The sequence below is a fragment of the Actinoplanes sp. NPDC049598 genome, assembly GCF_040675435.1.
Taxonomy (GTDB): domain Bacteria; phylum Actinomycetota; class Actinomycetes; order Mycobacteriales; family Micromonosporaceae; genus Actinoplanes.
Genome location: NZ_JBFAOX010000013.1, coordinates 29,517 through 46,860, shown reverse-complemented (window position 1 = coordinate 46,860; position 17,344 = coordinate 29,517). Strand labels below are relative to the sequence as shown.

Sequence of the window (17,344 nt, the reverse complement as noted above, 5' to 3'; positions counted from 1 at the left end):
CGGGCCGGGGTCAGCGGCGGGGCGGGGGCGGGGCGGTGCTGTCCCGGGCGACCAGGCGGGTGGGGACCAGGGTGCGGCCCGGGGGTGAGGCCTGGCCGCGGATCTGGTGCAGGAGGCGGTCGACGCAGCGGCGGCCCATTTCGGCGAAGTCCTGGTGGATGGTGGTCAGTGGGGGCAGGTAGGAGACGGCGTCGGGGATGTCGTCGAAGCCGACCACGCTGACGTCCTCGGGGACGCGGCGGCCCTGCTCGTGCAGGGCGCGCAGGACGCCCAGGGCCATCTGGTCGTTGGCGGTGAAGACGGCCGTGCAGGACGGGTCGCGGGCGATCTCCAGGCCGGCCCGGTAGCCGGACTCGGCCGACCAGTCGCCCTGCAGCATCGGCGGCACCGGGCGGCCGGCCGAGACCAGCACGTCGCGCCAGGCCTGAGCCCGGCGGCTGGCGGAGAAGGAGTCGGCCGGGCCGCTGACGTGGCGTACCGTCTCGTGGCCCAGCGCCAGGAGGTGGCTGACCGCCTGGCGGGCGCCGTCGGCCTGGTCGGTGTCGACGACCGGGTAGCGGTCGCCGGCGTCGGAGTCGACCACCACCACCTGGGCGCCGGGGGGCAGTTCGAGGTCGACCGCGTCGAGCAGGTGGACCTCCATGATCACGATGACGCCGTCGACGGCGAGCTCGCCGAGGCGGGTGAAGGCGCCGAGCACGCCGTCCTGGGTCGGGCTGGCCACCGGGATCAGCGTTATCGCGTACCCCTGCTCCGCCGCGTGGTTGGCTATGGCTTCCACCGTCCGGCTGTTACCGGTGGTGGCCAGGGTGAACAGGATGACGCCGATGGTGCGGAACGAGCCGCGTTTGAGCGCGCGGGCCGCGCTGTTGGGCCGGTAGCCCAGCTCCTTCATGGCATCGAGGACTTGTTGCCGCGTGGTCTCGATGACACCGGGGTGCCCGTTCGACACGCGCGACACCGTCTGGGAGGAGACTCCGGCGAGCCGGGCGACATCCGCCATGGAAACTCGCCGAACACTGCTTGACGACGAACGCACGCGGTGACACTATCGCACTCACGATGTTTACGTAAACATCGAACATTGGAAAACAAGAAGAAACATCGAACGACATCGGTGCATGATGTTTACGTAAACATCGTGACACTACTGAGAGGGTGACCATGGCGGTCCTCCAGCCGGCGGTGGGTCGCCGGCGCCGCTCCTGGCGAGGCTGGCAGTTCGTCGGCCCGTTCATGCTGATCTTCGCGCTGGTCTTCCTGGCGCCGATCGTTTACTCGATCTACCTGAGCCTGTACCGCAATCAGCTTATCGGCGGCAACTCGTTCGTGGGCCTGGACAACTACACCCGGCTGTTCCAGGACAGCCAGTTCTGGGAGTCCTTCGGCCGGGTCGCGATCTTCCTGGTCATCCAGGTGCCCATCATGCTGATCCTGGCCCTGCTGGTGGCGCTGGCCATCGACAGCGGCCGGCTGTACGGCAAGGCGTTCTTCCGGGTCTCGATCTTCCTGCCGTACGCGGTGCCGGCGGTGGTCGCGACGCTGATGTGGGGCTTCATCTACGGCGATCAGTTCGGCCTCGTCGGCAACATCAACGACGCGTTCGACATCTCGTTGCCGAACCCGCTGTCTCCCCATCTCGCGCTCGCGTCCATCGGCAACATCGTGACGTGGGAGTTCATCGGCTACAACATGCTGATCTTCTACTCGGCGCTGCGGGTCATCCCGGGCTCGCTGTACGAGTCGGCCGCGCTCGACGGCGCCGGGCAGTTCCGGATCATCACGGCGATCAAGCTGCCGGCCATCCGGGGCGCGCTCTCCATCGCGACGATCTTCTCGATCATCGGCAGCTTCCAGCTGTTCACCGAGCCGGTCATCCTGCAGCCGCTGGCGCCGAACGCGATCACCACCTACTTCACCCCGAACCTGTACGCCTATCAGCTGTCCTTCTCGGGTCAGCAGTACAACTACGCCGCCACGGTCGCGATCATCATGGGCATCATCACCATGGTCATCGCGTACGTCGTGCAGCTGCGCGGAAACCGGGAGAGCTGATGACGACCTCGGTGGAAACGCGCTCGTCCGGCAAGAAGCAGCTGACGGTCACGCAGTCGGCCCGCAAGAAGCGGCGTACGGGCAGTGTGACCTTGACTGTCCTGACCGCCCTGATGGCCCTCTACAGCCTGGTCCCGCTGGGCTGGCTGCTGATCAACTCGACCAAGACCCAGGGCGGCCTGTTCACCTCGTTCGGTCTGTGGTTCGACGGCGGCCACTTCGCGCTCTGGGACAACATCCGCGACACCTTCACCTACAACGACGGCATCTTCCTGCGGTGGTTCGGCAACACCCTGCTGTACGTCGTCGTGGGCGCCGGTGGCGCGACCCTGCTGGCCGCCCTCGCGGGGTACGGCCTGGCCAAGTTCAAGTTCGTCGGCAAGCGCGCGGTCTTCGCGATCGTGCTCGGCGCGGTCGCCGTGCCCGGCACGGCCCTGGCCGTGCCCACGTTCCTCATGTTCAGCAAGATGGGCCTGACCAACACCCCGTGGGCCGTGATCATCCCGTCCCTGATCACCCCGTTCGGCCTGTACCTCATGTGGACCTTCGCCCAGCAGGCGATCCCGGACGAGATGCTCGAGGCGGCCCGGATGGACGGCGCGGGCGAGTTCCGCACGTTCTTCAAGATCTGCGTCCCGCTGCTCGCTCCCGGCATCGTCACCGTGGCCCTGTTCAGCATCGTCGCGACCTGGAACAACTACTTCCTGCCGCTGATCATGCTGAAGGACCCGGACTGGTACCCGCTGACCGTCGGCCTCAACGCCTGGAACGCCCAGTCCACCACCGCCGGTGGCGAGGCCGTCTACAACCTCGTCATCACCGGCTCGCTCCTGACCATCGTGCCGCTGCTCGCGGCATTCCTCCTGCTTCAGCGCTACTGGCAATCCGGCCTCGCCGCCGGCAGCGTAAAAGAGTGAAAGGTCCTCGAATGTCGAAACTGTTCAAGATCGGGGCGGCGACCACCGCGGCCCTGCTCTCCCTGGGCCTCGCCGCGTGCGGCGGGGGCGACGACGACTCGTCCGGCTCGTCGGGCTCGTCGGCCACCGTCTCCGACGCCGACGTCACCGCGGCGCTGGAGAAGGGCGGCAACCTGACGGTGTGGGCCTGGGAGCCCACCCTGAAGAACGTCGTCTCCGAGTTCCAGAAGAAGTACCCGAACGTCAAGGTCGACCTGGTCAACGCCGGCACCGGCAACGACCAGTACACCGCCCTGCAGAACGCCGTCGCCGCCGGCAAGGGCATCCCGGACGTGGCGCAGATCGAGTACTACGCGCTGCCGCAGTTCGCGCTCGGCAAGTCGCTGACCGACCTGTCCGGCTTCGGCGCCGAGAACCTCAAGGCCGACTTCGCGACCGGCCCGTTCAACTCGGTGCACGCCGGCGGCAAGGCGTACGGCCTGCCGATGGACTCCGGCCCCATGGCGCTCTACTACAACAAGACGGTCTTCGACAAGTACGGCCTCAAGGTCCCGACCACCTGGGACGAGTACCTCGACGCCGCTCGTAAGCTGCACAAGGCCGACCCGAAGGCCTACATCACCAACGACACCGGTGACGCGGGCTTCACCACCTCGATGATCTGGCAGGCCGGCGGCAAGCCCTACACCGTCGACGGCACCAACGTCACGATCAACTTCTCCGACGAGGGCTCGAAGAAGTTCGAGCAGGTCTGGCAGACGCTGATCAGCGAGAAGCTGCTGGCCCCGATCTCCAGCTGGTCCGACCAGTGGTTCCAGGGCATGCAGAACGACACCATCGCCACCATCGCCACCGGCGCCTGGATGCCGGCCAACTTCGTCTCCAGCGCCCCCGCCGCCTCCGGCAAGTGGCGCGCCGCGGACATGCCGCAGTGGACCGCCGGCGCCAACGCCTCGGCCGAGAACGGCGGCTCCGCCCTCTCGCTGATGAACAAGGGCCTCAACAACAACCAGGCCCTGGCGTACGGGTTCGTGAAGTACGCGAACGACGGTGACGGTGTCCAGCTGCGCGTCGACGGTGGCGCCTTCCCGGCCACCACCAAGCAGCTCACCGACCAGAAGTGGCTCGACACCGAGTTCAAGTACTTCGGCGGCCAGAAGGCCAACGCCATCTTCGCCAAGTCGTCGCAGAACGTCGTCACCGGCTGGACCTACCTGCCGTTCCAGGTGTACTCGAACAGCATCTTCAACGACACCGCCGGCAAGGCCTACGTCTCCGGCACCACGCTGGCCGACGGCCTCAAGGCGTGGCAGGACCAGTCCGCCAAGTACGGCTCCGAGCAGGGCTTCACCGTCAAGTGAGTGAGCTCAACCAGCACCGGTGGCTCCGCGTCGACTCTCGTCTCGAGTTCGGCGCGGACTACAACCCGGAGCAGTGGCCGAGGGAGGTGTGGGACGACGACGTGCGCGCCATGCGCGAAGCCGGCGTCACCATCGTCTCCCTCGCCATCTTCTCGTGGGCCCGGATCGAGCCGGCCGACGGCCGGTACGACTTCGCCTGGCTCGACGAGGTCATGGACCTGCTCCACGCCAACGGCATCTCCGTGGACCTGGCCACGGCGACGGCATCCCCGCCACCGTGGCTGACCACCGCGCACCCGGAGATCCTGCCCGTCAACCACGAGGGGCAGATCCTCTGGCAGGGCGGCCGCCAGCACTGGCGGCCGACCTCGCCGGTCTTCCGGAAGTACGCGCTCCGCCTGGTCAAGGCCATGGCCGAGCGGTACGCCGACCACCCCGCCCTGGTCGCCTGGCACGTCTCGAACGAGCTGGGCTGCCACAACATCTACGACTACTCCGACGACGCGGCCCGGGCCTTCCGGGACTGGCTGCGCACCCGGTACGGAACGGTCGAGGCGCTGAACGAGGCGTGGGGGACGGCCTTCTGGGCGCAGCGCTACGGCGAGTGGGACGAGATCCTGCCGCCGCGGCTCGCCGCCTCCTACCCGAACCCGACCCAGCAGTTCGACTTCAAGCGGTTCTCCAGCGACGTCCTCAAGGACTACCTGCGGGCCGAGAAGGCGATCCTGCGCGAGCTCACCCCGGACGTCCCGGTCACCACCAACTTCATGGTGATGGGCGAGACCAAGGGCATGAACTACGCCGACTGGGCGGCCGAGGTCGACTTCGTCGCGAACGACCACTACCGCCTGCCCGGCCCGCAGAGCCTGGACGAGCTGTCGTTCTCGGCCAACCTGACCGGCAACCTGGCCGGCGGCCGGCCGTGGTTCCTGATGGAGCACTCGACCAGCGCGGTCAACTGGCAGCCGGTCAACCTGGCCAAGCGGCCGGGGGAGCTGTCCCGCGACGCGCTGACCCACGTGGCCCACGGCGCCGACGCGGTCTGCTACTTCCAGTGGCGGCAGTCCAAGGCCGGGGCCGAGAAGTACCACTCCGGGATGGTCCCGCACGCCGGCACGGACAGCACGCTGTTCCGCGACGTCGTGGCCCTGGGTGAGCGGCTGCGCGAGCTGTCGTACGTGCAGGGCACCTCACGGACCCCGGCCCGGGCCGCGATCCTGTTCGACTGGGAGTCCTGGTGGGCCGTCGAGCAGGACTCGCACCCGACCGAGCTGCTGCGCTACCGGCAGGAGGCGCTCGACTGGTACACGACCTTCCTCGACCTGGGGGTACGGGTCGACGTGCTGCCGGCCTCGGCTTCCCTGGACGGCTACGACCTGGTCGTGGCGCCGATCCTGCACGTGGTGCCCGCCGCTCGGGCGGAGAGTCTGACCTCGTACGTCGAATCGGGTGGCCACCTCGTGACCACGTACTTCTCCGGCATCGTCGACGAGAACGACCACGTCTGGCTCGGCGGCTACCCGGGACCGCTGCGTGACCTGCTCGGCCTGCGGATCGAGGAGTTCGCGCCGCTGCTGGCGGGTGACACGGTCGCGCTGTCGGACGGGCTCGAGGGCACCGTCTGGAGCGACCGGATCGACCTGACCGACCCGGCGACCGAGGTGCTGGCCACGTACAAGACCGGTGACTACGCCGGCCGCCCGGCGGTCACCCGTCGCGCGGTGGGCGCCGGCTCGGCCTCGTACATCTCGACCAAGCTCGGCCCGAACGGCCTGGCGCCGCTGCTCAAGGATCTCGCCGGTCGCGCCGGTGTGGTCAGCGAGCTGCCGTCGGAGCTGCGCGGGCGGGTGGAGCTGGCCGTGCGCGACGGGATCCGCTTCGTCGTCAACCGCACCGACGAGCAGCTGGACATCAGCTCGCTCGGCGGCCCGGAGGCGACGCTCGCCGCCCGGGGAGTCGCGGTCCTGCGGGGCTGACAACGAGATACCGGGCTCCCGTGCGGGGGGCCCGGTATCTTTTGGCGCATGCTTCCCGCCGAGGCCGTCGCGATCCAGGAGGCCCTGCGCCCGCGGCTGGTCTTCCCGCCGCCGGGCCTGGCCGTTCCGGCCACGGTGGTCGGGCTCGACGTGACGTACGCGGACTCGTTCGGCGTCGCGGCGGCCGTGGTCATCGACGTGGCGACGCTGGCGGTGGTGGAGGCCGCCACGGCGGCCGGGCCGGTCTCTTTTCCGTACGTGCCCGGGCTGTTGGCCTTTCGTGAATTGCCCTTGCTGCAGGAGGCCATCGGCCGCCTGTCCGCCGCGCCCTCGCTGGTCATCTGCGACGGGTACGGGCTTGCCCATCCACGGCGGTTCGGCTTGGCCTGTCATCTTGGCGTTCTGCTCGACATCCCCGCTTTCGGCGTGGCCAAGACGCCGTACGTCGGTGCCTATTCCTCCGTGCCCGAAGCGCGCGGCTCGTCGTCGGACATGGTGGACGACGGCGAGGTGGTGGGCCGGGCGGTCCGCACCCGCGACTCGGTGAAGCCGGTCTTCGTCTCGGCCGGGCACCGGATCCACCTGGACGACTGTGTCGCGCTCGCGCTCCGGCTGAGCGGCCGCTACCGCATCCCGGAGCCGACCCGCCAGGCCGACATCCTGTCGCGGAAGCGTCTCGCAGAACACATGCCGATCGGCGCGGGCGAGTGGCAGCATGGCGGCCATGAAGCGGGTGGATCTCGGTGAGGTGCCGTACGACGAGGGCCTCCGGCTCATGGCCGGGTGGGTGGAGGAGCGGCGCGAGGAACGGGCGCCGGATCGGTTGTTCCTGCTGACCCACCCGCCGGTGATCACGTACGGCCGGCACACGCCGGTCTCGGATCTGCCGGTCGACCCCGGCTTCCCGGTGGTGCCGGTCGACCGCGGCGGGCACGCGACCTATCACGGGCCCGGGCAGCTGGTCGGCTACCTCGTGATGAACCTGCGCGGTGGCGGCCCGGCCGACGTGGTCCGCTGGCTGGAGACGTCACTCATCGAGGCGCTGGCCTCGCTCGGCTTCGAGACGATCCGCCGCGACACCCCGAAGGGCTCGACCAGCCTGGTCGGCGTCTGGACCCCGGCCCACGCCAAGCTCGCCTCGATCGGCATGCGCATCCGCGGCGGCATCACCAGCCACGGCTTCGCCCTCAACATCGACCCCGACCTGACGGTCTTCGACCGCTTCACCGCCTGCCGCCTCGACGACGTCGAAATGACCTCCCTACGCCGCCTGGCCGGCACAGCCCCACCCGAGCCGGTCGTCCGCGACGCAATCGCCAAACACCTTGGGGCGGTCGCCTGATCCTGGCGCCTGCCTGCGTGAGCGGCTTGCCGCGCTCGCCTATCGTGGCAGCTCGTGAAGGTCGCCGAGATCCGCCGCTATCCCGTCAAATCGATGCTCGGCGAGGTCCTGCCCGCCGCCGGCATCGGCCCGCGAGGCCTCGACGGCGACCGGCTGTGGGCGGTCCGCGACCCCGACGGCAAGTTCGGCAGCGGCAAGAACACCCGCCGGTTCCGGCGCATGGAGGGCCTGTTCCGCTTCCGGGCGTACGCAGCCACGCCCGCCCCGCTCGTCGAACTGCCGGACGGCCGCCGCTTCCCCGCCGACGACCCCGCCGGCCACCAGGCGCTCAGCACCCTCCTCGGCCGTGACGTGACCCTCACCCCCGAGACCGACATCAAGCATCACGACGAGGGCCCGGTCAGCCTCCTCACCACCGCCGCGCTGCGCACCCTCTCGTCCTGGACCGCCACCTCAACCGAGGCCACCCCGCCCGGGTCCGGCGGTCCGGCCGAGGCCTTGCGGTTTCGCGCGAACCTGCTGATCGACGCCGACTCCCTGCAGGACGACTGGCCCGGCCGCGACCTGCGGGTGGGCCCCACGACCGTGCTGCGGGTGATCCGCCCCCTCACCCGCTGCGTAATGATCGACATGGCCCAGGAATCCGCCCCCGCCCGCAATGACCTCCTCAAAACCCTGGCAACCCACCACAACCTGACCCTGGGCGTCGTCGCCTCGGTCGTCACCCCCGGCCCGGTCGCCCTCGGCGACACCTGCGCATGGATCTGACCCTGGCCCGCGCCGAGTTCGAATACGACGCCGTCAAGAAGGATCCGCGAGTCGCCTACGCCCTGTGGTGCCTCACCGGCCTCTTCGGCGGCCACCGCTTCTACCTCGGTGACACCGCCCGCTCCATAGCCATGCTCTTCACGCTGGGCGGCCTGGGCTTATGGACCCTCATCGACGTCTTCTTCATCGCCCACCGGGTGCAAACGATCAACCGCTCCCGCCGGGCCACCATCCTGGCCCGCCACGGCCTGGTGGAACCTTGAGGCGACCCAGCCCAGGCCGCTGGAGTGGCCGGCGGCGGCGATGAGCCGGAGCCGCGGAGGGATGAGGTGAGCGCGGCGGCAGCCCTCGCCCTGCTCCTGGACCGGTCGATTGCCCGGATCGCGGAAAGCGCCGCCGATGCTGCCTTGTTCGACCGGCAGGAGATCGTCCGTCAGGCCGGCATCTGGGACAACAACGCGCTGCCTTTGATCGGAGTGATGCTGTCCCGGCCCGCCTTCGTCCGGGAGCGGCGGGCGGCGGCTGCGCTGCGGTGGATGGCTGCGGCCGGGCCGGGCCGCCGGGCCTGGATGAGCGAGCAGGCTGGTTCATCGCTGGTGGGAGTTCTCGGGCCTCCGCCGAAGGCCGTGCTGCATTTCCGTGACTACCGAGGACACGTGCAGTCGGGCGCGGTGCCGCTGAGCTTGCCGGTCGTCGAGGACTACGACCTGACCGGGGCCGAGGTCGTCGCCGTCCGGGTGGAACGCGCGGGGTCCTCGCTGCAGGCGCAGATCTCGTTCATTGCCGCGCGCCGGTTCGCCGTGCCGTCGGGGCATGCCGAGGCCGTGCTTACGCTGACATTGGCGGATGTGTGGGTGGTTGAGCTCGACAACCGTTCGCTCACCGGCCTCTCCGTCGCTGTCAGCGATTCCGGGGTGGAGATTGGTGTCGGTGACCGCGGCCGTTTGAGGGCCGCGTCCGGAACGGTCCGGGTCGAGGACGACGCGTGGCATCTTTCCCAGGCGGGTCGGGCGGCCGACGCGGTCACTCCCCAGCGGGTCTTGCAGCATGAGGAGCCGAAAGCCCTACGGCCGCAGCGTTTCAGCGCCGGATGGGAGGCCGGCCTCATCCTGCGCGAGGCGATGCTGGAGATCCGCGGCCTCCGGTCCGCGGCCAATGTGGGCCGTCTGCCGGTCGCCGAGCTCCAGACCGCCCTCGCCGGCGCCGGCACAGGCCTCTGTCTCGTCGCCGCTCAACCCAGGCGCGTCAGGGACCGGGCGTTCCGCGAGTTGGCCGAGAGCTGGTTCGCCGAGTGCCCAATCCTCCGGCACCGCACCGCCCGGCACCTCCCGCCGGATCACTGGCTCCACTGGCCGGCCGAGGCGAGTGCAGCCGGCCGCAGGGTGATGGACCGAAGTGCGGCCGGGCAGAGTGCGGCCAACCGGAGTGCGGCCAGCCGGAGTGCGGCCAGCCGGAGTGCGGCCGAGCGGAGTGTTGCCGAACTGGGTCCGGCCGGCTGTCTGCCGAGGCGGGCTCGGTTGACGCTGGCCCGCTACTCAGTGAATGGCGGCCGCCGAGGTTCCGCTGTCGTCAACTTTGTCGACAGCGAGAATGGCGCTCTACGGGCCATGGAAGCCGATGCGGTGGGGCGTTTCGTGCTGAACGCAGGGGCCTTTGCCGGGCCGCATCCCGTGCTCGGCGTGGTAGGGAAGTCGATCTCACTCGGTGACGTGCTGGTGGTTGGATAAGACCTCGATGACCGTTCCGACGGCTACCGCGGGGCGGCCCTCGAACATGGTGATGGGCTGGCCGGGGCGGACGTGGTGCCAGTCGGGCGGGTTCAACGGGGCCAGCCGTACGGTGGCGGTCTCGCCGGTGGCGAGCGTCGCCAGGTTTTCGATCCAGAGGCGGGCGATGCGCTGGTCGGGGCGGCCGATGTCCCACAGGGGGCGGAGAATGCCCCGGGCCGGCAGGGGCGCGCGGTGGCCGATGACGGTGAGGGTGGCGCGGATGGTGCCGTGCCGGCTCTCCCATCGCGCCCACCGGCACCACGCGGCCTGGTCGGCGAGCCACATCAGGTCGGCCGCCTCGATCAGCAGGTCCCACCAGTGCGGGGTGGGGTGCCAGCCGCGCTGCAGGTGGGCGAGGATCTCGAGGGCGATCTCCCACTCGTTGATGCCGAGGTAGTCGAGGGCGTCGACAACCATCAAACCGTTGGGGGTGACGGCGTGGTGGGGTACGGCGCGGGCGGCCCGGGTGAGCAGGTCGACGACGTCGGCCGGGCGATCAGGCATGCGTTATCTTCGCAGCCGTGCTCTACCACCAGGGCGGCTGGATCTGCTCGGCGGCGCCGGCGGCTCTGCCGTTCCTGCTCGATCTGGCCGAGGGGCGGGCGGTGCATCACCGGGCCGCGGTGGTGGAGCTGATCGCGCGTCTGGTGCACGAAGCCGGCACGGTGGAGGACCGGTTCATCGACGAGGCGTGGCCAGCGGCGTTCGAGGCGGCCGTTCCGCGGATGCTGGCGCTGCTGGCCGACCACGACCCGCAGGTGCGGCGGGAGGCGCTCCATCTGGTCAGCGCCCGCGGGCTGCCGGCGGGCGCGGTGGCAGCAGCGCTGTGGGAGCGGGAGGCGGTCGAGGACGACCGCGTGGCCCGGCGGGATCTCGTGCTGGCGTTCGGGGAGGTGGGCGGCCACGAGGCGTACGTGCGGGAGGTGCTGGACGATCCGGCCGATCCGCAGCGGGCCCTGGCCGCCCTGCTCGCCCTCGGGTCGAGCGTCGCGCCCGCCCGGCTGACGCAGGCGGTGGCCGCGCTGCGCGACCCGGCGGCGGCCGATTGGAGTCAGTCGGCCTGGTACGGCGGTGGCCACGGGGCCCGGCCGGTCATCCACGCCGTCGGTCAGCTGAGGCGCGACGATCCGGCGGCGGCCGCCTTCACTCTGGCGTTGGCCGACAACGGGAGCCGCGACGAGCGGGTGGCCGGCCTGGATCAGGCGGCGGCTCTGCTGGCCCGCTGGCGATCGGTCGGTCCGGACCTGACGTCGTACCTCGTCGGGGGTCTGTCCGATGAGGACGCCGAGGTCCGCCTCCGGCCGTCGTCACCCAGCTGGACGACCCGGGTCCGCTGCACGGCATCTGCCGGCTGCTGGGGGCCTGGGGTGAGCAGTCGGCCCCGCCGTGCCCCGGCTGATCGGGCTGCTCACCCACGGCGAGGTCGCCCCGATGGCGGCCAGGGCGCTGGGTGGCATCGGCCCGGCCGCCGCCGAGGCCGTCCCGGAGCTGCTCCGGCACGCCGAGAAGCCCGGCGCCGCGTGGGCTATCTGGCGGATCGCGGGCGATTCCGAGCCCGCCCTGACCGTCCTTTCCGCGACCGCCCCGCTCTGACGGGCCAGCGGATTCATCCGCGTCGTTGTAGCATCACCGCCTCAAGCAAGTGTCCACTCTGTAGTGTCGCGGCCACGGGGGCTCGCGTGACCATCTGGAGTGTCATATGAGCGGCGATGAATCGCGCCCGGAAGTACGCATTCTGGGCCTGGTCGAGGTCCTTCGGCCCGACAACGAAAAGGTCGAGCTGCAGCTGCAGTGCCGTAAGGTGCTGGCCCTGCTGATCACGGCGGCCGGGCGGCCGGTGTCGACCGGCCAGCTGGTGCGGTCGGTCTGGGGCGAGCACACCCGATCCCACGCCCCGCAGATGGTCCGCTCGCACATCCGGGTCCTGCGCGGGGCCCTGCGGGACGGGGCCGGGCGGATCCTGACGACCGGCCCGGCCGGTTACCGGATGCCGCCGGGCGGCTGCGCCGTGGACGCCGACCGGTTCCGGGAGCTACTGGGCGAGGCCCGCCGCCGGCTGCCGCGCGACGCGGCCGGCGCCACCCGGTCGGCCCGGGCGGCGCTCGAGATGTGGCGCGGCCCGGAGGCCATGCCGGACGTGGCTGACGTGCGGCCGCTGCGGGCCGAGGCGGCCTATCTCGAGGAGTTGCGCTGGCAGGCCGAGGAGACCGCGGTGCTGGGCGGCCTGCTCTCCGGGCGGGCCGAGCACGTCCTGCCGGCGGCCCGGCGGCTGACCGAGCTGCAGCCGGAACGGGAGCGGTTCTGGCTGCAACTGATGGTGGCCGAGGCGCTCAGCGGCCGCCTCGTCGAGGCCACCTCCATCACGTTCTGGCGGGCCCGGCGCCACCTGGTGGAGGAGACCGGCCTGTACGCGACCGGACTGGACACGCTGCAGCGGGAGCTACTGACCGGCGTCGTCCCGCCCGGACGGCTGCTCGGATTGATCACTCCGAGCGACCGCAGCATCGCTTGACGTGACTTATGCCGAGTTGACGTTCGGACCTACGCGCCCACCCGAGGCTCAATGCGCGGAGCCGGCCGGGTTCCGCACGGGAAAGGAGACAAGTTGCTGAGAAGCAGATGGTCGCGGGCGGTCGCGGCGGTCGCGTTGGGCTCCGGAGCCATGCTCTTCGCGACGTCGGCCCCGGCGTCGGCCAACACCAACTTCAACGAGAACTGTGAGAGCTCCGAGGCCTGCGTCTGGGACTGGGACTTCCACGAGGGACCGCTCTGGGACTACGAGGGCACCGACACCAACTTCTCGAACAACTACTACCCGAACGGCGGCCCGCGGCTGAACGACTCGGGTGAGGGCTTCGAGAACCTCGGAACCTCCTGCGTCGCCGTCTTCGGCCAGAACGCCGGCGGGGCCTCCGCCAGCGGCTGGAAGATGCGGCTGGCGGCCCGCGGCGGTCAGTACAGCAGCGCCGCCTGGGCCAACGCGGCCTCGTCGCTCTACTGGGATTGCTGAGAGAACCACCTGAACGGCAGGGGCGCGGCGGGCCGCGTCCCTGCCACCGACAGATGAGGCGGACCGGATGAAACGTGTCTACGTCACGGCGCTGGCGCTGGCCGGGGTGATGGCGGCGGCCGGCTGCGCGGGGAGCAAGGCGGAAACCCGGCCACCGGGCCCGGCCAAGGCTCCGCCGGCCGTCACCGCCTCGCCGACCGTGTCGAACCTGAACAACGCGAGCCTGCCGCTGGACCGCTACACCACCACAGTGGACGAGTACATCGAGCTCGACTACGCGTCGAAGCTGATGACCAGCGACTGCATGAAGCGCTTCGGCGTCGGCTGGAACGCGGGCAGCCGCCTGAAGCTGACCGCCTCGCGGGACCGGTCGAACCGGCTCGGCCTGGTCGACGAGAAGCAGGCGGCCCGCTTCGGCTACCACATGGACCCGGCCACCTACTCCACCCGCGACAAGTCGGACAACCCCAAGCTGACCGACGCCCAGGGCGCCATCATGTTCGGGGCCCGCGACGGCAAGCCGGCCCGCGACGGCATCCCCGAGGGCGGCTGTGCGGGCGAGGGCTACCGCAAGGTCGGCTGGAAGATCGACGACGACGCGTGGCTGCAGGAGCTCGACAACGACGCGGCGATGCGGACCTTCGCCGACCGCCGAGCCCTCGAGGTGCTGGCGAAGTGGAGCGCCTGCATGGCCGAGTCCGGCTACCGCTACGACAAGCCCGAGGCGGCGGCGGCCGACCAGCGCTGGTGGAAGGACGAGACCAGCCCGGCCACGCCGGCCGAGAAGAACACCGCGGTGGCCGACGTGCGCTGCAAAAAGAAGATCAACTATCTGGGCACGATGACCTCGATCCTGATCGCCTATCAGCAGCAGATCGTCGAGGGCAATCTGGAGCGGCTGGAGGCCGTCCGCAAGCAGGCGCAGGACGCCCTGGCCAACGCGGCGACGGTGCTGAATGGCCGCTGACCCGGCCGGCCGGCGCCGGTTCCTGCTCGGCCTGGTCATCGGCGCGGTGGTGATGGCCCTGGGCGGGCTCGGCGCCTCCACCCTGGTCAAGTCGCCGCAGCAGGTGGCGGCCGAGGCCGCGCCCCCGCCGCCGAGCCTGATCACGGCGACGGTCGAGCGCCGGGTCCTGCAGCAGGCGGTGGTGCTGCGGGGCACGGTCGAGCTGGACCGGGCGCTCGACGTCAAGCCGGTGCCCGGCGAGGGCCGCGCGGTCATCTCCCGCCGCACGGCCGAGGCCGGCGACGAGATCGAGCCGGGCGGGATCCTGGCCGAGATCTCGGGGCGCCCGCTGATCGCGCTGACCGGTCACGTGCCGCCCTACCGGGACCTGCACGTCGGCATGCGCGGCCCGGACGCCGAGCAGCTGCAGGCGGCGCTGCGCGAGCTCGGCTACCGGATCACCGACGAGGACGGCGTCTTCGGCCCTTCCACGGCCCGGGCGGTACGCCGGATGTACGTGGCCCGCGACTACGACGCACCGGCGGAGCAGGTGAAGCCGGCCGTGCCGGAACCGGCCGCATCCGTACCGCCGGCCTCGCCCGCGCCACCCCGCACCGAGGTCTACCTGCCGATGAGCGAGATCTACTTCGTCGCTTCGCTGCCGGCCCGGGTGGCCCGGGTCAAGCTCGGCCTCGGGGCCGAGGTCGGCGGCGCGGTGGTCACCCTCTCGGTCGGCAACCTGGTGGTACGGGGAACCCTGCCGCCGGCCGACCGGGAGCTGGTGGACAAGGGCATGCCGGTGGAGATCCTCGACGAAACGAGCAACCGCAAGGCCACCGGCAAGGTCGCCGCGATCGGTGACCTGAAACAGGGCGAGGGGCACCCGTTCACGGTCAGCGCCGGAAAGGCCCTGCCGGCCGAGCTCACCGGCCAGGACGTACGCCTGACGGTCAAGGCGGCCACCACCGGCGGCCAGGTCCTGGTCGTGCCGGTGTCGGCCATCTTCTCGGCCGCCGACGGCTCGACCCAGGTGCTGCGCGTCCTCGACGGCGACCAACGAGACCCGGCCACCGTACGCACCGGCGCCTCGGCCGGCGGCTTCGTGGAGGTCAGCGGCGACGGCCTGGCTGAAGGCGACCGGGTCGTCGTGGGGGAGCGCACGGCGGGCGGGACCGGATGACGGCCGAGCCGGTCGTCGAGTTCGCCGGGGTGACCCGCTCCTATCCCGGCCCACCGCCGGTGCTGGCGTTGCGCTCGGCCGATCTGGTGGTCGGCCGGGGCGAGTACGTGGCCGTGACCGGCCCGTCCGGCTCCGGCAAGTCGACCTTCCTCAACGTGGTGGGGTTGCTCGACCGTCCCGACGGCGGCGTGTACCGCCTCGACGGCATCGACACCGCCACCCTGGCCGAGCGGGACCGGACGGCGCTGCGCGGCCGCCGCATCGGCTTCGTCTTCCAGGCGTTTCATCTCGTCCGGCACCGGTCGGTGCTGGAGAACGTCACGATGGCCCTGATCTACACCGCGGTCAGCCGGCGCGAGCGGGCCGGCCGGGCCCTCGAGACGCTCGACCGGGTCGGGCTCACCCACCGGGCGCAGGCCCGGGCCGGGCATCTCTCCGGCGGCGAGGCGCAGCGCGTGGCGATCGCCCGGGCGCTGGTCAACCGCCCGTCGATGCTGCTGTGCGACGAGCCGACCGGCAATCTCGACAGCGCCAACGCGGCGGCCGTGCTGGAGCTGATCGAGGAGCTGAACGGCGACGGCCTGACCGTGCTCATGGTGACGCACGACCTGCAGGTGGCGGGGCGGGCCGACCGTACGGCGGTCATGAAGGACGGGGTGCTGCGGTGAGCCGGGTGGTGGCGCCGACCCGGCTGGGCCTGCGCGACGTGGTCGACGAGGCCGTGGCGGGCATGGTCGCCCGGCCCGGGCGGGCCGCGCTGACCGTCCTCGGCACTTTGCTCGGCGTGGCCGCCTTCGTCACCGTGCTCGGCCTCACCAGCACGGTCGAGGGCCAGATCAGCGGCCGGTTCACCGCCCTGGTGGCCACCGAGGTCCTCGTCCGCGACACCGGCGCCGACTCGGGCGCGGCCATTGAGGCGGGCGCCGGCACCGCGGTGCCGGCGTTCCCGGCCGACGCCGAGCAGCGGCTCACCCGGCTGAACGGCGTGCGCAGCGCCGGGGTGTTCTGGCCGGTGGAGAACGCGGGCCGGCTCACCGCCCGCGGCCCGGCCGCCGGCGAGCCGGGGGAGGAGCTGAAGGTTCTGGCCGCCTCGCCCGGCTATCTGCGGGCGATCCACGCCCGCCCGGCCGCGGGCCGGCTCTTCGACGCGTGGCACGACAGCACCGGCCAGCGCGTGGTCGTGCTCGGCGCCGGCGCGGCCGGGCGGCTGGGGATCACCTGGGTCGAGGACCAGCCGGCGGTGTTCATCGGCGGCGCCCCGTTCGCCGTCATCGGCATCGTCGACGACGTCGACCGGCGGGCCGACACCCTGCTCAGCGTGGTGGTGCCGGCGGGGACGGCCCGCGCCGTCTGGGGAGACCCCCCGGCCGGCGCCGGAACCGGGGCCCAGGCGATTGTGGACACCGAGATCGGTGCCGCACGGCAGGTCGGCGGCGAGGCCCCGGCGGCGCTGCGCCCGGAGGACCCGGCCCGCTTCCGGGTGATCACCCCGCCCGACCCGCGGGAGCTCCGCGAGGGCGTGAACACCGACCTCGGCACGCTGTTCCTCGCGCTCGCCGCGGTCTGCCTGGTGATCGGGGCCGTCGGCATCGCCAACACCACGCTGGTGGCCGTGCTCGAACGGGTCGGCGAAATCGGCCTGCGCCGCGCGCTCGGCGCCCGCCGCCGGCACATCGCCGTGCAGTTCCTGGCCGAGTCAGGCACCCTGGGCCTCATCGGCGGCCTGATCGGCACCAGCCTGGGCGTGGCCGCCGTGGTGGCCGTGGCGGTCGCGCGGGACTGGACCCCGATCCTGCAACCGGCCACGGTGCTGCCGGCCCCCCTCGTCGGCGCGCTCACCGGCCTGCTCGCCGGCCTCTACCCGGCATGGCGCGCCGGCCGCGTAGAGCCGGCCGACGCCCTACGCCGCTGACCGGCCGGGCCGAGCTGACCGGCCGGGCCGAGCTGACCGGCCGGGCCGAGCTGACCGGCCGGGCCGAGCTGACCGGCCGGGCCGAGCTGACCGGCCGGGCCGAGCTGA

At 71.3% G+C, this 17,344-nt stretch carries 18 protein-coding genes; 16 read left to right on the top strand and 2 right to left on the bottom strand.

The annotated features are described in order from the left end of the window. Positions 1-10: 10 nt before the first annotated feature. On the bottom strand, positions 11-1,003 hold the full coding sequence (locus AB0J66_RS27910; RefSeq protein WP_364666503.1) for a LacI family DNA-binding transcriptional regulator: 993 nt from the start codon (positions 1,001-1,003) through the stop codon (positions 11-13). A 161-nt stretch (positions 1,004-1,164) separates the two neighbouring features. Between AB0J66_RS27910 and AB0J66_RS27905 the strand changes: the two genes are divergently transcribed. From AB0J66_RS27905 to AB0J66_RS27865, 9 genes are all read left to right on the top strand, one after another. After that, positions 1,165-2,055: a sugar ABC transporter permease gene (locus AB0J66_RS27905; protein WP_364666500.1), complete on the top strand. Its 891-nt coding sequence runs from the start codon at positions 1,165-1,167 to the stop codon at positions 2,053-2,055. 113 nt (positions 2,056-2,168) lie between these two features. Continuing rightward, entirely contained in the window at positions 2,169-2,972 is an 804-nt protein-coding gene (locus tag AB0J66_RS27900; protein WP_364667071.1) for a carbohydrate ABC transporter permease, read from the top strand. Positions 2,973-2,983: 11 nt separating this feature from the next. After that, on the top strand, positions 2,984-4,333 hold the full coding sequence (locus AB0J66_RS27895; RefSeq protein ID WP_364666497.1) for an extracellular solute-binding protein: 1,350 nt from the start codon (positions 2,984-2,986) through the stop codon (positions 4,331-4,333). After that, positions 4,330-6,309, top strand: a complete 1,980-nt coding sequence (locus tag AB0J66_RS27890; protein WP_364666491.1) for a beta-galactosidase — start codon at positions 4,330-4,332, stop codon at positions 6,307-6,309. The genes AB0J66_RS27895 and AB0J66_RS27890 overlap by 4 nt, the downstream gene beginning before the upstream one ends. Before the next feature lie 48 nt (positions 6,310-6,357). Continuing rightward, a complete protein-coding gene (locus tag AB0J66_RS27885) occupies positions 6,358-7,056 on the top strand; it encodes an endonuclease V (RefSeq protein ID WP_364666488.1) in 699 nt (232 codons plus the stop codon). Then, positions 7,034-7,651 (top strand): lipoyl(octanoyl) transferase LipB, encoded by a 618-nt coding sequence (gene lipB, locus AB0J66_RS27880; protein ID WP_364666485.1) that lies wholly within the window; start codon positions 7,034-7,036, stop codon positions 7,649-7,651. Before AB0J66_RS27885 ends, lipB begins: the two co-directional genes overlap by 23 nt. 54 nt (positions 7,652-7,705) lie before the next feature. After that, positions 7,706-8,419, top strand: a complete 714-nt coding sequence (locus tag AB0J66_RS27875; RefSeq protein WP_364666482.1) for an MOSC N-terminal beta barrel domain-containing protein — start codon at positions 7,706-7,708, stop codon at positions 8,417-8,419. Then, entirely contained in the window at positions 8,410-8,682 is a 273-nt protein-coding gene (locus tag AB0J66_RS27870) for a TM2 domain-containing protein (protein ID WP_364666479.1), read from the top strand. The genes AB0J66_RS27875 and AB0J66_RS27870 overlap by 10 nt, the downstream gene beginning before the upstream one ends. A 66-nt stretch (positions 8,683-8,748) precedes the next feature. Beyond that, positions 8,749-10,146, top strand: coding sequence for a hypothetical protein (locus AB0J66_RS27865; RefSeq protein ID WP_364666477.1), 1,398 nt, complete (start codon positions 8,749-8,751; stop codon positions 10,144-10,146). Here the strand turns inward: AB0J66_RS27865 and AB0J66_RS27860 are convergent. After that, positions 10,117-10,692, bottom strand: coding sequence for a hypothetical protein (locus tag AB0J66_RS27860; protein WP_364666474.1), 576 nt, complete (start codon positions 10,690-10,692; stop codon positions 10,117-10,119). The genes AB0J66_RS27865 and AB0J66_RS27860 overlap by 30 nt on opposite strands. A 17-nt stretch (positions 10,693-10,709) precedes the next feature. Between AB0J66_RS27860 and AB0J66_RS27855 the strand changes: the two genes are divergently transcribed. The 7 genes from AB0J66_RS27855 (at position 10,710) to AB0J66_RS27825 (ending at position 17,236) form a co-directional block, all read left to right on the top strand. Then, positions 10,710-11,891, top strand: a complete 1,182-nt coding sequence (locus AB0J66_RS27855; protein ID WP_364666471.1) for a hypothetical protein — start codon at positions 10,710-10,712, stop codon at positions 11,889-11,891. Continuing rightward, the gene (locus AB0J66_RS27850; RefSeq protein ID WP_364666469.1) at positions 11,888-12,700 is read left to right on the top strand and encodes a BTAD domain-containing putative transcriptional regulator; all 813 of its coding nucleotides are present in this window, start codon (positions 11,888-11,890) and stop codon (positions 12,698-12,700) included. The genes AB0J66_RS27855 and AB0J66_RS27850 overlap by 4 nt, the downstream gene beginning before the upstream one ends. A 93-nt stretch (positions 12,701-12,793) precedes the next feature. Then, the gene (locus AB0J66_RS27845; RefSeq protein ID WP_364666466.1) at positions 12,794-13,198 is read left to right on the top strand and encodes a hypothetical protein; all 405 of its coding nucleotides are present in this window, start codon (positions 12,794-12,796) and stop codon (positions 13,196-13,198) included. A 67-nt stretch (positions 13,199-13,265) separates the two neighbouring features. After that, on the top strand, positions 13,266-14,165 hold the full coding sequence (locus AB0J66_RS27840; RefSeq protein WP_364666463.1) for a hypothetical protein: 900 nt from the start codon (positions 13,266-13,268) through the stop codon (positions 14,163-14,165). Further along, complete coding sequence (locus AB0J66_RS27835; protein WP_364666460.1) at positions 14,155-15,324, top strand: peptidoglycan-binding protein; 1,170 nt, start codon at positions 14,155-14,157, stop codon at positions 15,322-15,324. The genes AB0J66_RS27840 and AB0J66_RS27835 overlap by 11 nt, the downstream gene beginning before the upstream one ends. Further along, positions 15,321-15,992 (top strand): ABC transporter ATP-binding protein, encoded by a 672-nt coding sequence (locus AB0J66_RS27830; protein ID WP_364666457.1) that lies wholly within the window; start codon positions 15,321-15,323, stop codon positions 15,990-15,992. Before AB0J66_RS27835 ends, AB0J66_RS27830 begins: the two co-directional genes overlap by 4 nt. Continuing rightward, positions 15,989-17,236, top strand: coding sequence for an ABC transporter permease (locus AB0J66_RS27825; RefSeq protein ID WP_364666455.1), 1,248 nt, complete (start codon positions 15,989-15,991; stop codon positions 17,234-17,236). Before AB0J66_RS27830 ends, AB0J66_RS27825 begins: the two co-directional genes overlap by 4 nt. The last annotated feature ends 108 nt before the right edge of the window (positions 17,237-17,344 follow it).